This is a genomic window from Chelatococcus asaccharovorans, from assembly GCF_003201475.1.
Taxonomy (GTDB): domain Bacteria; phylum Pseudomonadota; class Alphaproteobacteria; order Rhizobiales; family Beijerinckiaceae; genus Chelatococcus; species Chelatococcus asaccharovorans.
The window spans coordinates 176963-190743 of the sequence record NZ_QJJK01000007.1 but is presented as its reverse complement, the minus strand read 5'-3'; the positions used below and the strand labels follow the sequence as shown (position 1 = coordinate 190743).

Sequence of the window (13781 nt, the reverse complement as noted above, 5' to 3'; positions counted from 1 at the left end):
CGTTCAGCCAAAACTTCAAGGGAAAACGTGGTTGGTGAAGTCCGCTCAATCATCCTTTTCGGCGAGGATTTGCAGGTAATGCTGCACGATCGCAGCGGCTGCAAGCGCGGTCGTATCCGCGTGGTCGTAGGGCGGGGAGACTTCCACGACATCCATGCCATGCCAGTCGAGCCCGCGCAGCCCCCAGAGGATCATCAAGGCCTCGGCAGAACTGAAGCCCCCCGCCACGGGTGTTCCGGTGCCAGGTGCGAAGGCGGGATCGAGCGCGTCGATGTCGAAGGAGAGATAGGCAGGTGCCGCGCCGACCCTTTCCTCGATGCGCTGGATGATGCCTCTCACGCCGAGTTCACGCCCCTCGTAAGCATCGATGATTTCGATGCCGAAGTCATCGGGCGCAACCGTGCGGATGCCGAGCTGGATCGACCGTGACGTGTCGATGAGGCCTTCGGCCTCGGCGGTGGTGACGAAACTGCCGTGGCCCTGCCCGAGATCATCGCTCCAGGTGTCCTGGTGCGCATCGAATTGGACGAGGGCGAGCGGGCCGTGCATGGCCGCATGGGCGCGCAGCAGCGGCAAGGTGATGGAATGGTCGCCGCCAAGCGTGACGAGGTGACAACCGTGGCCGAGAATATGCGTCGCCTCTTTCTCGATAAGCGCAGGCACGTCCTGAAGGCGCCGGTAGTCAAAGGCACAGTCGCCCCAGTCGACGACGCTCAATTCGGCGAAGGGGTCGAGCCCCGAGGGAAATTGCGGATCGCCGTCGAAGGTCGCCGACGCCCGGCGGATCGCCTGCGGACCAAACCGTGTGCCGGGCCTGTTCGACGTGCTGCAATCATAGGGAATTCCCCAGATCACCGTATCGATGCCGACAAGATCGCGGCTGTAGCGCCTGCGCATGAAGGAGAGCGCCCCGGCGAAGGTGGGATCGCTCGCGCCTCCCCGCACCGGCCCAAGAAAGGCATTATCGATGGCGGGCCCGGGATGTGGCTCGTCAGACGGCACGGTGATTCCCTCGTCTAATGACCTTTTCCGAAGTTCAGCCCTTGGATCCCTTCAGGCGCAAGAAAAAAGGGCGGCTGACGCCGCCCTTTTTCTGTATATCCGTATAGCCAAGGTAACGGACGCCCCGAAAGGCGCCGGCCAGTCTCAGCGCTTGGAGAACTGGAAGGAGCGGCGAGCCTTGGCGCGACCGTACTTCTTGCGCTCGACCACGCGGCTGTCGCGGGTCAGGAAGCCTTCCTTCTTGAGCACCGAGCGCAGCTCCGGCTCAAAATAGGTCAGAGCCTTGGACAGACCGTGACGCACGGCACCGGCCTGGCCGGACAGCCCACCACCGAGGACGGTGACATTGATGTCGTACTGGTCAACGCGGTTGGCGACGACGAGCGGCTGACGCAGGATCATCCGCAGCACCGGGCGCGCAAAATACACGTCGATCGGGCGGTCGTTGATCGTGATCTGGCCGGCACCGGGCTTGATCCAGACGCGGGCGATGGCGTCCTTGCGCTTGCCGGTGGCATAAGCACGGCCGTAGGCGTCCAGCTTCTGGACATGCACAGGTGCGTCGGGCGTGGCCGGCGCAATACGCTCGCCCAGCTCGGAGAGGCTCTGGAGGGTCTCGGCCATGATCAGGCGCTCCTCACGTTCTTACGGTTCATAGCGCCGACGTCGAGAGTGACAGGCTGCTGGGCTTCGTGGGGATGGGACGCGCCCTTGTAGACGCGGAGGTTGCCGAGTTGCTTGCGGCCAAGCGGCCCGCGCGGGAGCATGCGCTCGACGGCCTTCTCGACGATGCGCTCCGGGAAACGGCCCTCGAGGATGAACTTCGCAGTCCGCTCCTTGATGCCGCCTGGGTAGCCCGTGTGATGGTAATAGACCTTCTGGTCGCGCTTGCGGCCGGTCAGGACCACCTTGTCGGCATTGATGATGATGATGTTGTCACCATCGTCCACATGCGGCGTGAAGGACGGCTTGTGCTTGCCACGCAGCCGAAGGGCGACGATCGTAGCGAGGCGGCCGACAACGAGCCCGGAGGCGTCGATGAGCACCCACTTCTTCTCGACGTCGGCTGGTTTGGCCGAAAAAGTCTTCATGAGGGTCTTCCGAAACTGATACGGCGGTAAGCCGCGCTGCCACAGCGCATACGGACAAGCCGCCGCGCGAGAGTGACGATCGCATAATCAGGGCAGGCGCTGCTGTCAAGCGCGATAATCGGCGCAGGCTGGCAAAAAAGGAATAAAAAACATCATCTTAGGATAAATGGTAATATAATACCGCTTTTTTTGCGCTTCCCTCTCCCGTCCCGCCCCGGTCATCCCGGAAGCCGCGCCGCGGCTGTCCGGGACCCATGAACACCGGTGGTGCCGAATGGTGCGCTACAATGGTCATGGATCCCGGGCTCCCTGTTCCGCAGGGCCCCGGGGTGACAACGGGAGGCAGAGTTGTCCGAGATGACAACGGCTGCGGCGTCCCCGGCGACAACGGGGATCATCAGGGGATATGCCTTTCCGCTTCATGGCAAACGATGGCTGCGTTACCGTCGCGCCGGCAAGGTGAAGCGAGGTGACCCATGGCCCATGACCATTACGACGACGATCTGATCCGCCGCGTTCTGACGGAGACCAGGACGATCGCGCTTATCGGCGCGTCGAACAATCCGGCACGGCCAAGCCACGGGGTCATGGCCTATCTCATCGATGCAGGCTACGCGCTCTACCCCGTCAATCCGGGCCTCGCCGGGCAGACGCTCCTCGGGCGCGATGTTTTTGCGACGCTCGCGGATGTGCCCGTTCCCGTCGACATGGTCGATGTCTTCCGCAATTCGGAGGCGGCCGGCGCGGTGGTCGACGAAGCGCTGGCCCTGCCGGCCCTTCCGAAGGTCATCTGGATGCAGCTCGGCGTTCGCAATGACGCCGCCGCGAGGCGCGCGGAGGCCAAGGGGGTGACGGTGATCATGAACCGCTGCCCAGCCATCGAACGCCCTCGCCTCTTCGGCGGGAGCCATCCCTGAAGGGCGGCAATCGCCGCGGCAATTCCTATGGCCAGAAAACCCAGCCCCGCCCATGATTTCGTCGTTGACCGACCGGTCCGTTCGGTTTATCGAACAATACGGCCGTTAAACAGGAAATGACAGATAAGGTGAGCGCGGCCGCACCACTGAGGAGAGATGGCAATGGCTGATAAAGAACCCGGTTTCGACACGCTGGCCATCCACGCCGGTGCTCATCCGGATCCCACCACGGGTGCGCGCGCCACACCTATCTATCAGACGACATCCTTCGTCTTCAACGATGTCGAACATGCCGCGTCGTTGTTCGGCCTGCAGGCCTTCGGCAATATCTACACGCGCATCGGAAACCCGACGAACGCCGTGCTCGAGGAACGCATCGCCGCCCTCGAGGGGGGCACCGCGGCGCTGGCGCTCGCATCGGGCCACGCAGCGCAGTTCCTGACCTTTCATGCCTTGCTTCAGCCCGGTGACGAATTCATCGCGGGCAACCGGCTCTACGGCGGCTCGATCAACCAGTTCAACAACTCCTTCAAGAGCTTCGGCTGGAATGTCGTCTGGGCAGACAGCACCGACCCGGCGAGCTTCGAGCAGGCCATCTCGCCGAAGACCAAGGCGATCTTCGTTGAATCCATTGCCAATCCGGGCGGCGTTATCGTCGATATCGCGGCGATCTCGGCGATTGCCAAGAAGGCCAATCTCCCCCTCATCGTCGACAACACCCTGGCGACGCCCTATCTCTGGCGGCCCATCGAGCACGGCGCCGACATCGTCGTCCATTCGGCGACCAAGTTCATCGGTGGCCACGGCAATTCGATCGGCGGCCTGATCGTGGATGGCGGCTCGTTCAACTGGGTCGGCGACAAGCGCTATCCGCTCCTTTCCGAGCCGCGTCCGGAATATAACGGGATGGTGCTTGGCGAGACTTTCGGCAATTTCGCCTTTGCCATCGCGACGCGCGTGCTCGGCCTGCGCGATCTCGGGCCGGCGCTGTCGCCCTTCAATGCCTTCCTCATTCTCAACGGCGTCGAGACCTTGTCGCTCCGGATGCAGCAGCATTCCGACAACGCGCTCGCGGTCGCCCAGCATCTGTCGCAGCATCCGGCCGTCGCCTGGGTGGGCTACGCCGGCCTCGAGACGAGCCCCTATTACGCGCTCACCCAGCGTTACCTGCCGCGCGGCGCCGGCGCTGTTTTCACCTTCGGCCTGAAGGGCGGCTACGACGCGGGCATCAAGCTTGTCTCCAATCTCAAACTCTTTTCCCATCTTGCCAATATCGGCGACACCCGCTCGCTGGTGATCCACCCTGCATCCACCACCCACAAACAGTTGACCGACGCGCAGAAGGTCGCCGCGGGGGCCGGACCGGACGTCGTGCGCCTGTCCGTCGGCATCGAAGACAAAGACGACCTGATCGCCGATCTCGACCAGGCGCTTGCCGCCGCCAGCGCCTGAGGAACCCAGCATGTCAGACCAGAACAAGCCCCTCGCTTTCGCAACCCGCGCCGTCCAGGCCGGCACGGCCCCCGATCCGGCCACCGGCGCCCGCGCCACGCCGCTATTCCTGACCAACGGCTTCGTCTTCGATGGCCCGGACATGGCCGCCGATATCTTCGCGATGCGCCAGACCGGCTTTTCCTATTCGCGCGGTTCCAATCCGACGACGGCCCCGCTGGAGCGGCGCATCGCCTCGCTCGAAGGCGGCACGGGCGCCGTTGCCATAGGCTCCGGCCAGGCGGCGCTTCTCGTCATCCTCATGACGCTTCTCGAGAGCGGCGACGAATATCTGGCGGCCAGCATTCTGTTCGGTGGGTCATTGGGCCTGATGGGCAGGCTCGCCAAGCGCAACGACGTGAAGCCGATCTTCGTCGATGCCGACCGGCCCGAGAATTTCGAGCGGGCCATCACGCCGAAGACCAAGGCGATCATCATCGAGTCGATCGTCAACCCCTCGGGCGAAGTCGTTGATATTGAATCGATTGCAAAGATCGCGCAGAAGCACAAGCTGCCGCTCATCGTGGACAACACGCTGGCGACGCCCTTCCTCATCCGCCCCTTCGAATACGGCGCCGACATCGTCTTCCACTCGGCCTCCAAGTTCCTCGGTGGCCATGGGCAGGTGATCGGCGGCGCCATCGTCGACGGCGGCCGGTTCGACTGGAAGGGTGACAGTCGCTTCCCGATGATCTCGGAGCCGTGGCCGGACTACGGCAACATGGTGCTCACGGAGAAATTCCCGGCGAGCCCCTTTGCCGTGGCTTCACGTCTTTACGGCCTGCGGGACCTCGGCCCCGGCCTCTCGCCGTTCAACGCCTTTATGATCCTGACAGGGATCGAGACGCTTCCCCTGCGCATGAAGCGCCACTGCGCCAATGCCCATGTGGTGGCCAACTATCTCGCCTCACATCCGGCGGTGGCGTCGGTGAGCTATCCGGGACTGGAGGGGCATCCCAACCGCGCGCTCGCGCTCCGCTACAGCCCGCTCGGGCCGGGCTCCGTCTTCACCTTCGCCCATAAGGACGGAGAGCCGGGCGCGCGGCGCTTCCTGAAAAACCTCAAGCTCTTTTCGCATCTCGCCAATATCGGCGAGACACGCTCGCTCGCCATCCACCCGGCGACGACGACGCATAAGAGCATGAGGCCGGAGCTGCAGGCGAAGGCGGGCGTCGGTCCGGAGGTCATCCGCCTGTCCATCGGCCTTGAAGATACCAAGGATCTGATCGCCGACCTCGAGCAGGCGCTCGCAGCGACCGCTTAAGGCGCGGTTACACCTCTCCCGGCGGGGAGAGATCGGCACGCAGTGCCGGATGAGGGGATGGCGACTGTCGTCCCCCTCATCCTGCCCTTCTCCCCGCCGGGGAGAAGGAACGCCACCCGGAGAAGGGTTCACCTCTCCCTTGTGGGAGAGGTCGTGCCGCAGGCACGGGTGAGGGACACACGTCCTTAAATGCGAAGGAAACCTTCTCCCGTTTGGGAGAAGGATGCGATCGACAACACTTTGCTTATCCGCGAATCATCGCAAGGCCTTAGCAAAGCTTGCGCATAAAATGATTCAGGCCGGCTTAACCAGCAGCCGGCGATGGGCCGTCGCATGACCGAGGAGGAGCATGGCGAAACCCTGATGCAGCAGGCCGGCCCAGACCGGCACGACGAGCAAGAGGGTGACGATGCCGATGCCCGCCTGGATGACCACCAGCATAGCCAGGATTGCAGCCCGCCGCGCCGCCGGTGAATCCGGCGCGATCCGGCGAGACCGGTAGACATGCCAGAAGGTGACAGCCAGAAGCACATAGGCGCCAAGGCGATGATTGAACTGCACCGCCGCGATGGATTCGATGACATTCAGCCAAAGCGGCTTGATCGGTAGCAGCGTGTCGAGCTGCGGGGCAAAGCCGCCGTCCATCAGGGGCCAGGTGTTGAAGGCGAGCCCCGCATCAAGGCCGGCGACCAGGGCGCCAAGTGCGATCTGCACGAGAACGATCGCGAGAACGAGGCTCGCGCCGAAAGCCAGCCGGCGCTCGCTCGCCTGGACGGGACGGAGCTTGAGACCAACGGCGACCCAGATCAGCGCCACGAAGATCGCCGAGGCGGCCATGAGATGCGCCATCAGCTTCACCGGTGCGACCGCCGTCATGCCCGGCTTGAGGCCGGAGGCCACCATGATCCAGCCTATGGCGCCCTGCAGGCCGCCCAACACGCCGATACCGAGCAGAACGGCAAGGAAACGGCCGCGCACCCAGCCCTTCGCAACGAAAACGAGCAATGGGAGCAGATAGGCGGCGCCGATCAACCGCCCCAGGAAACGATGCCCCCACTCCCAGAGGTAGATGTGCTTGAACGCGGCGAGGCTCATGCCCTGATTGAGGAGCTGATACTGCGGAATCTGCTTGTACTTCTCAAATTCCGCCAGCCAGGCCGCCTCGCTGAACGGCAGGAGAGCGCCGGTCACCGGCTTCCATTCGGTGATGGAGAGGCCCGAATCCGTCAAGCGTGTCGCGCCGCCGACAAGGATCATCACGAAGACAAGCCCGGCGACGCTGAACAGCCACAGGCGCAAGGCCCGCAGGCGCGCCCGGTCGGTTGCATCATCCGCGCCGCGCACCGTGCCGTTGATCTCTGCCACACTGGCCATGGATAACTCACCCGTCCTGTCATGCCGCATCACCACCCTCCCCGCGCGGTTCGGTGGGGGTTGCGGACGGCGTGCAACCGACACATAGTCCGCGCCGGCTGCGGGAACAACGCTTCCTGCCGCCGCACCCTCGCTCGCAGCCCCTTCAAGGACGGATGGTCATGCGCCGGCGCACGCGCAAATTTCTCGGAACGGTCTTCATGCTGGTGTTCGTCTGCGTCTATGCGCTTGTGGCCATGGCCCTGGCGCAAGGGCGCGTGCAAGCCTCATCGAGCGGCGTCCAGATGGCCTTCTACGTGATCGTCGGTCTCGCCTGGATCCTGCCGCTGCTGCCCCTCATCCGCTGGATGGAGCGCCCGGACGCCGCCGACCGCTGAAACCTGCCGCTCAAGCGATATTGAGCCGGCGCCCGCGGTTCCAGAGGAGGAAGGGCACACCGGAGGCGAGGGCCTCGACCGCGGCGGCAGACTGGAAAGCCCCGTTTAGCGAGACGCGCGGCAGCGCATGCAGATGGTGGAGATGTTCCGCGAAGATGTGACCCGGCCGGGTCGTCACCGCCAGTTCGAACCCCGCCTCGGCCGCCGCGTCGAACTCACGCTCACCGGCCGACTCGGGGTCGCCGACGGGATAGGCGAAATGCCGAACGCCGCGGCCGAGCTCGCGCTCGATCGTGACCCGGCTCATGTGCATCTCCGTACGCACCATCTCCAGGCCGTGCTTGGCCAGCATCGGATGGGTCATCGTATGGGCGCCGATCGACACGCCCGGCTGACGTGACAGCGCACGCAAGTCGTTCCAGTCGAGACAGAGATTTTCGACGAGTGCCGCACCATCGACGCCGGTGCGCTCCGCGAGCATCGCGACCACGGCACGCAGGCGCTCCTCGGGACCTTTGCGCAACTGCCAGTAGAGCTGGTTGAAGGCGGCTGACTTCTCGGCCGCACTCCGCGCCGGCAGGCTGAGCGACAGGGGCTCCTCCTCGCCGATCTCGACATCGAGCCGATCGAGGCGCCGGATGGCTTCCTCGAGCTCGAGCCACCAAAGGCTCGCGCTGCGATCAGCAAAGCCGGGCGTGACAAACACTGTCCAAGGCACGCCATGGCGCTGGAGCACAGGCAACGCGAATTCCGCATTGTCGCGATAACCGTCGTCGAAGGTCACCGCCGCGAACGGACGCGCGCCGGGTTCCCGGAGCCGCCGCGGGATATCGCCCAGGGCGACGAAGTCATGGCTGCGTCCGACAATGCCCAGCGCCTTGTCCAGGAAGTCCGGCGTGACTTCCAGAATGGCGTTGGGCGCAAAATCGCGCGGCACCCATGGCCGGACGTGGTGCAACATCAGGATCAGGCCTCGCCCTTGCGCGAAGGGGCGCAGCCAACGATTGGCCCGCGCGGCGGAGATCGCGGCGAATCCCATGCGCAACACGGAATAGCGGGTACTCATGAGCCTTTCCCCTGTAACGCAGGCACAATGCGCGAGAAAGATTGATCCAATCTTTTCGCAACAGCAGGATCATGCGCGCGAAGTTGATTTCTTCTCCGCTAACCGCTTTCACAAGCATCAATTGACGGCGCTCGCCTCCGCGGGGTACCTCCGCGCTGGCGCCGCCGTTGCTTGAGGCACGGCCGATGACACGCATGGTTGGGGTGCAAGGACCTTCAGCACAGGATGGAATCGCCATGAGCAACATACCGAGCGAAGGATCCGCAACGACGAAGACCCGTCCCGTCCACGAGGCCGGCCGCACACCGGCCATCGCGCGGACGCTCGGCCCGGTCAGGATTTACCGCGACGTCGAGGCAGTCGCCAGCCTCTGGCGCGAATTCGGCGCAAGCGCGCTCGGCACGCCCTATCAGATGTTCGACTGGGTGATGGCCTACGCGAAGACGCTCGGCGCGGCCAACCACGAGACACTCATCGTCGCCACCGTGGAGGATACGGCGGGCAAGCCTGTCCTGCTGCTTCCGCTTTCGCTCCATCGCCAACAGGCAACCACGATCGCGACATTGCCCGGGGGCAAGCAGGCGAATTTCCACATGCCGCTCTTCGATGCCGGCGCGCTGCACCTTTTCGACAGAACCACATGCCTTACCATCCTGCGCGAGATCGCCCGGGCCGCCGGCAACATCGATGTGTTCGCCTTCTCCAACCAGCCCGCAGAGTGGCAGGGCACGCCCAATCCCTTCGTCAGCCTCGGGGGCCATCTGAGCCCCAGTCCGGGCTTCAAGCGCGCCCTCGATTTTCCGCCCGACAAGACCGCTCATGTGCTGCACGGCGGCGAGACGCGCAAGAAGATGCGCAAGAAGGAGCGGCGCCTGTCGGAAATCGGCGTTCTGGATTACCGGCAGATTGTCGATCCCGCGGAGATTTCACGCGTCCTTGATGTCTTTCTGGATCAAAAGGGCCTGCGCTTCCGCCAGAAGCACATCAACAACCCCTTTGCGCATCCTGCCGCAGTTGCCTTCCTGCAGCGCGGCAGCGCGCCGGCGGACGGCCGCAAGCCCGCGATCGAGCTCTATGCCCTCTTCGTCGGGGAACGGATCATCGCCACCTTCGGTGGAACCAGTGCCGGCACGCGCTTCTGCGGCATGTTCAATTCGTTCTGCACGGAAGACGACGTCGTCAAGTCGAGCCCCGGCGATCTGCTTCTGACCCATGTCATCGAGACCCAGTGCCGGCGCGGCCTCGCGACATTCGACCTCGGCGTTGGCGAAGCGCCCTACAAGCTCGTCGTTTGCGACAAGATCGAGGAATTGACTGACTCCTACATTCCTGTGAGCGCTAAGGGGCATGTCTACGGTCTGGCCGATGGCGGGTTGCGCACCGTCAAGCGGTGGGCGAAGCAGACGCCGTGGGTCCTGGCCCTTGTGGAGCGCGCGCGCCGGAAGCTGGCGTGACCCGGCCCTACTGGCCCGCTCCAAAGGCCGGTCCGCTGAACTGCGTCGCGGGATCCGATCCTCGCTTCTGCATCAGTCGTGGAGGATGGTGTTGGAGGCCCCCTTGTCGACCTGGTCGATGACAAGGAGCTTGACCGGTGTTGCGCCGATATTTGTCCCCCGGTGCCATTGACCGATCATCTCGACAATGAAGTCGCCGGTCTTGTAGTCGTCGCTTTTGTTGGTTTCGGTGTTGGTCACGCGCAGATCGCCCGCCAGCACATAGGCATAGCGGGGAAAGGGATGCTTGTGCACCGGCAGTGTCGCACCCGGCGCGATGTCGAAGGTGGACACGATGACCTCGGCATTGCCCCGGGGCAAGGTGATGGGCTGACCGCTCGCCGTGGTCGTCGTCGACAGGAGCGGGGTCACTAGAACGCCCTGGATGGCCGGAGGCTTGTTGTCGTAGGCCTGCGCGAAACCGGAGACGAGAACCACTGCGACCAGTGCGGGCAGTCCGCGGGACGCGAACCTGGAAAGATACTTCACCCTCTCCCCCTTCATTATTGCTTGATGTCGAGATTTGCGGGCCAACCTCGCGCATTTCCGGACATGTGACTACTGAAAAAACCCGGAACCTGGCATCCGAGCACGCCAAATTCCCATCCGGCGCCGGGCAGCTCAAAACAGCGGTCCGCGAGACCCTGACATCCTCTGACGTCCGTCATGCGAGCGGCGGCCACCGCTTGCATCACACGGCTTGCATCATACAGGGCAGAGCCATCAGGCCGCGCGATGTAGCGGACCATCATCCTCCGCCGGCGTCACGGCGACCACGATGTTCTGGGCACCCAGTTCCTGCAGGTTCTGGTAGGCGCTCAACGTGGCCTCCTCGCTCTCGCCCTCGCGTGCGACCAGAACGGAGCCATCGGTGCGGCTCGCGAATGCGCCGAGGATTGCAGGATCCAGCCCCGGCGACAGGCCGCATACGACCCAATCATACGTCTGGTCGAGCGCCGAGAGGGAAAGGGCAATGGCGTCAGGATCGCGAACCAGCACCTCGGACGGCTGGGTGCCATGGGCCATCACGTGCAGGCGCGAGCCCGCCTCGCGCCCCAGCACGTCGGAAAAGCCAGCGTGCTCGGTGACAAGATCGGTCAGGCCGGGCTCGTCGAAATCCGCGTCCCTGTTCGCAACGAGGTTGATGAGCACGACCCGCGCCCTGCGCGAAAGATGGCGCGCCAGAGCCCTCGCCATGTCCGTGTTGCCTGCGGCAACAGTTGCTTCCGCGACAAACAAGCGGCGCCCTCGCTCATTGTTCTCCGGCAAGGCCAGTTTCGACAGGATGACATCGAAGGTGCCGGAGCTGCCGGGCGGGGATCCCGGCGAGGGGGCCTGCTGCGCCCCGACGTCGCGGAACTCCGCATCGATGGGGGCGGGCAAGGTCAGGAACGGCTCCTGCGTCGCCTGGGTCATCGGCGCTGCGACTGGGCCGTAGCTTTCCTCCTCACGCGCAACAGTCGCCCGCCCGGAAACCAGTTCCAGCGACAGCACACCGACAAATGTCAGAGCGAAGGTGGCCAGCGTAGCGATGAGGATGATCGGGATCTTCTTCGGGAAGGAGGGCACACTCGGCGCGACCGCACGGGACACGATCCGCGCATCGGCAGGCGCGGCATCGCGGCTGTCGCGCACCTGGGCCTCCCTGTACTTGGCGAGGAAGCCCTCGAGTTGCTCACGTTCGCTACGCGCATCGAGCTCGAGCGCCCTGAGCTTCACCTCGTTCTCGTTCGCGTCGACGGCGACCTGCTTTTGCGTGTTGATCGCCGCAACCAGGCTGTCCACCCGCGATCCCGCGAGGCGCGCATCGCTCTCGAAGGCGCGCACGGCGCGTTCTGCCGCCAGGCGAATCTGGCTATCGAGGTCGGCAAGCTGGGCGTTCAGTTCCTTGATGCGGGGATGTTCAGGAAGAAGATTGCGCGATTCCAGCGCGAGTTGTGTGCGCAGGGCAATGCGCTGTTCCGTCAGCCGGCGCACGAGATCATTGTTCGCGACATCCGGAATCTCCAGAAGATTGCCTGAACCCAGCATGCTGCGGATCATATTGGCTTTCGCCTGTGCATCCGACTGGGCCGTGCGCGAGGCGGCGAGCTGGGCGGAGAGATCGGCGAGTTGCTGCGTCGGCAGCGTGGCCGTGCCGCTTCCCAACAAAAGGCCCGTCTTGGCGCGAAAGTCCTCGACACGCGCTTCAGCCTCGGCGACGCGCTTGCGCAGCGGCTCGATATTGCTCGCGAGCCATTCGGAGGCGGATCGTGCCGCCTCCTGTTTTACGGTCTGCTGCAAGGCAATGTAGAGTTCGGCAACCGTATTGGCGATGCGCGCGGCAAGGTCCGAATCCTCCGATGTGAATTCGATGGCGAGCACGCGCGATTTCCCCACCTGGAAAACCTGCAGTTGCTGGGCAAAGATGTCGAGAGCCTGCTCTTCCGGATTGATCCGCGGCGCCTCGCCTCTGACCCCGAGCGCGTTCATGACGCGGCGCACCAGCCCGATCGAAGCATCTGGATTATTGAACAGCGGATTGTTCGTCAGATCGAGTTTGCGGATGGCCTCACGCGCGAGGTCCCGTGACATGATCAACTGCACCTGGCTCTGGACGGCCTCGCTGTCGATCTGGCCTTGGAGCTCCTGGGCCCCACCTGGACGCGTGTAGAAGTTGTCGCCATTCTGAAGGATGACGCGCGTTTCCGCAGTGTAGCGCGGCGCCATGAGATTGACGGCGACGACCGCAGCGACGCAGGCCATTACGGTGGGGATGATGATCCACAGCCGCCGCGCCATGATCGCGCGCCAGATCTGGCCCACGTCAAGATCGTCCACCGGCCGCAAAACAGCGTCCCTGTCTGCTGCACCGGCGCCAAAGAACTTCGACATGGGCTCACCTACGCATCATTAGCCGCAAAAGAACATCACTTCTTGGTTGCCGTAGAGTTAAGGCCACCGCGCCACCTGCCGTTCGGAAACAACGGTCGACGTAAGATCCTATCCCGCTGACTCTTTATTAACCATGCGAGGCTACCGTGCAGCAGTAGCATTCATTGTAGCAAAGCCATGGCGCGCACACATTCGCTTGTTTATGCCCTCCTCATCGGTCTCGCGTGCACAGCTTGCGCTCAGCGTCAACCTGCCGTTGAGGTCTTTCGCGCTCTGCCATCTCAGCCCTATACGCTCGGGCCGGGCGACAAGCTTCGCGTCATCGTATTCTCACAGGACAACCTTTCGAATATCTACGCGGTGGATGCGCAAGGTCGCATCACGATGCCGCTCATCGGCACGATCCCGGCAACCGGAAGGACGACGACGGACCTCGCCAAACTCATCGAGCAGAAGCTGCGCAGCAGCTATCTGCGGGAGCCGCGCGTCACGGTCGAGGTCGAGACCTATCGGCCGTTCTTCATTCTGGGCGAAGTGCAGAGCTCGGGCCAATATCCCTTCGTCAGCGGCATGACCGTGCAGACGGCCGTTGCCATTGCCGGCGGCTTCTCGCCGCGGGCAAACCAGAATGAAGCGGAGATTACACGCCAGCTTGGCGGCAAGGTGGTTATCGGCACCGTTCCCTTGACCTATCCCGTCCAGCCGGGCGACACCATCATGCTCAAGGAACGCTGGTTCTGAGAGCCGACAAAAGTCGCGTGCGATCCCCGCGCCCTGATCTCCGCTCAGGCCACCTGGGGATGTGGTGTCAATTGCCAACGGACAGCGAGTG

Annotated in this window: 13 protein-coding genes; 6 read left to right on the top strand and 7 right to left on the bottom strand. The window is 63.8% G+C overall.

Annotated elements, in window-relative coordinates; genetic code table 11:
- Window positions 1-45 precede the first annotated feature (45 nt).
- The 3 genes from speB to rplM form a co-directional block, all read right to left on the bottom strand.
- Window positions 46-1002 carry an agmatinase gene (gene speB / locus C7450_RS17655; protein WP_245449875.1) on the bottom strand — a complete coding sequence of 319 codons (957 nt, stop codon included), beginning with the start codon at window positions 1000-1002 and terminating at the stop codon, window positions 46-48.
- A gap of 144 nt (window positions 1003-1146) precedes the next feature.
- The gene (gene rpsI / locus C7450_RS17650) at window positions 1147-1626 is read right to left on the bottom strand and encodes a 30S ribosomal protein S9 (RefSeq protein ID WP_110375776.1); all 480 of its coding nucleotides are present in this window, start codon (window positions 1624-1626) and stop codon (window positions 1147-1149) included.
- Between the two features lie 2 nt (window positions 1627-1628).
- Window positions 1629-2093, bottom strand: coding sequence for a 50S ribosomal protein L13 (gene rplM, locus C7450_RS17645; RefSeq protein WP_110375775.1), 465 nt, complete (start codon window positions 2091-2093; stop codon window positions 1629-1631).
- Window positions 2094-2569: 476 nt separating this feature from the next.
- Between rplM and C7450_RS17640 the strand changes: the two genes are divergently transcribed.
- From C7450_RS17640 to C7450_RS17630, 3 genes are all read left to right on the top strand, one after another.
- Window positions 2570-3010 (top strand): CoA-binding protein, encoded by a 441-nt coding sequence (locus tag C7450_RS17640; protein WP_110375774.1) that lies wholly within the window; start codon window positions 2570-2572, stop codon window positions 3008-3010.
- Between the two features lie 162 nt (window positions 3011-3172).
- Window positions 3173-4462, top strand: coding sequence for an O-acetylhomoserine aminocarboxypropyltransferase (locus C7450_RS17635; protein WP_110375773.1), 1290 nt, complete (start codon window positions 3173-3175; stop codon window positions 4460-4462).
- Window positions 4463-4472: 10 nt separating this feature from the next.
- The gene (locus tag C7450_RS17630) at window positions 4473-5765 is read left to right on the top strand and encodes an O-acetylhomoserine aminocarboxypropyltransferase/cysteine synthase family protein (protein WP_110375772.1); all 1293 of its coding nucleotides are present in this window, start codon (window positions 4473-4475) and stop codon (window positions 5763-5765) included.
- A 294-nt stretch (window positions 5766-6059) separates the two neighbouring features.
- On the opposite strand, the gene C7450_RS17625 is transcribed toward C7450_RS17630, so the two are convergent.
- Window positions 6060-7139, bottom strand: coding sequence for a COX15/CtaA family protein (locus C7450_RS17625; RefSeq protein WP_110375771.1), 1080 nt, complete (start codon window positions 7137-7139; stop codon window positions 6060-6062).
- 161 nt (window positions 7140-7300) lie between these two features.
- Between C7450_RS17625 and C7450_RS17620 the strand changes: the two genes are divergently transcribed.
- Window positions 7301-7516, top strand: a complete 216-nt coding sequence (locus tag C7450_RS17620; protein ID WP_110375984.1) for a DUF2842 domain-containing protein — start codon at window positions 7301-7303, stop codon at window positions 7514-7516.
- 10 nt (window positions 7517-7526) lie between these two features.
- Here C7450_RS17620 and C7450_RS17615 read toward each other — a convergent pair whose 3' ends face one another.
- Window positions 7527-8582 (bottom strand): polysaccharide deacetylase family protein, encoded by a 1056-nt coding sequence (locus C7450_RS17615; RefSeq protein ID WP_110375770.1) that lies wholly within the window; start codon window positions 8580-8582, stop codon window positions 7527-7529.
- 236 nt (window positions 8583-8818) lie between these two features.
- Here C7450_RS17615 and C7450_RS17610 point away from each other — a divergent pair, with 236 nt between their 5' ends.
- Window positions 8819-10036, top strand: a complete 1218-nt coding sequence (locus C7450_RS17610) for a GNAT family N-acetyltransferase (protein WP_170147291.1) — start codon at window positions 8819-8821, stop codon at window positions 10034-10036.
- A 72-nt stretch (window positions 10037-10108) separates the two neighbouring features.
- Here the strand turns inward: C7450_RS17610 and C7450_RS17605 are convergent, their stop codons facing one another.
- Both C7450_RS17605 and C7450_RS17595 read right to left on the bottom strand, forming a co-directional pair.
- Complete coding sequence (locus C7450_RS17605; RefSeq protein WP_245449921.1) at window positions 10109-10513, bottom strand: cupin domain-containing protein; 405 nt, start codon at window positions 10511-10513, stop codon at window positions 10109-10111.
- Window positions 10514-10798: 285 nt separating this feature from the next.
- Window positions 10799-12949: a GumC family protein gene (locus C7450_RS17595; RefSeq protein WP_110375766.1), complete on the bottom strand. Its 2151-nt coding sequence runs from the start codon at window positions 12947-12949 to the stop codon at window positions 10799-10801.
- Between the two features lie 177 nt (window positions 12950-13126).
- Here C7450_RS17595 and C7450_RS17590 point away from each other — a divergent pair, with 177 nt between their 5' ends.
- Window positions 13127-13690: a polysaccharide biosynthesis/export family protein gene (locus C7450_RS17590; protein ID WP_110375765.1), complete on the top strand. Its 564-nt coding sequence runs from the start codon at window positions 13127-13129 to the stop codon at window positions 13688-13690.
- Window positions 13691-13781 lie beyond the last annotated feature (91 nt).

Coding starts and splice junctions, on each gene's coding strand:
- C7450_RS17615 (WP_110375770.1), bottom strand. CDS start 8,582: ATGAGTACCCGCTATTCCGTGTTGCGCATGGGATTCGCCGCGATCTCC.
- rpsI (WP_110375776.1), bottom strand. CDS start 1,626: ATGGCCGAGACCCTCCAGAGCCTCTCCGAGCTGGGCGAGCGTATTGCG.
- C7450_RS17635 (WP_110375773.1), top strand. CDS start 3,173: ATGGCTGATAAAGAACCCGGTTTCGACACGCTGGCCATCCACGCCGGT.
- C7450_RS17625 (WP_110375771.1), bottom strand. CDS start 7,139: ATGGCCAGTGTGGCAGAGATCAACGGCACGGTGCGCGGCGCGGATGAT.
- C7450_RS17620 (WP_110375984.1), top strand. CDS start 7,301: ATGCGCCGGCGCACGCGCAAATTTCTCGGAACGGTCTTCATGCTGGTG.
- C7450_RS17590 (WP_110375765.1), top strand. CDS start 13,127: ATGGCGCGCACACATTCGCTTGTTTATGCCCTCCTCATCGGTCTCGCG.
- C7450_RS17630 (WP_110375772.1), top strand. CDS start 4,473: ATGTCAGACCAGAACAAGCCCCTCGCTTTCGCAACCCGCGCCGTCCAG.
- C7450_RS17640 (WP_110375774.1), top strand. CDS start 2,570: ATGGCCCATGACCATTACGACGACGATCTGATCCGCCGCGTTCTGACG.
- C7450_RS17610 (WP_170147291.1), top strand. CDS start 8,819: ATGAGCAACATACCGAGCGAAGGATCCGCAACGACGAAGACCCGTCCC.
- rplM (WP_110375775.1), bottom strand. CDS start 2,093: ATGAAGACTTTTTCGGCCAAACCAGCCGACGTCGAGAAGAAGTGGGTG.
- C7450_RS17595 (WP_110375766.1), bottom strand. CDS start 12,949: ATGTCGAAGTTCTTTGGCGCCGGTGCAGCAGACAGGGACGCTGTTTTG.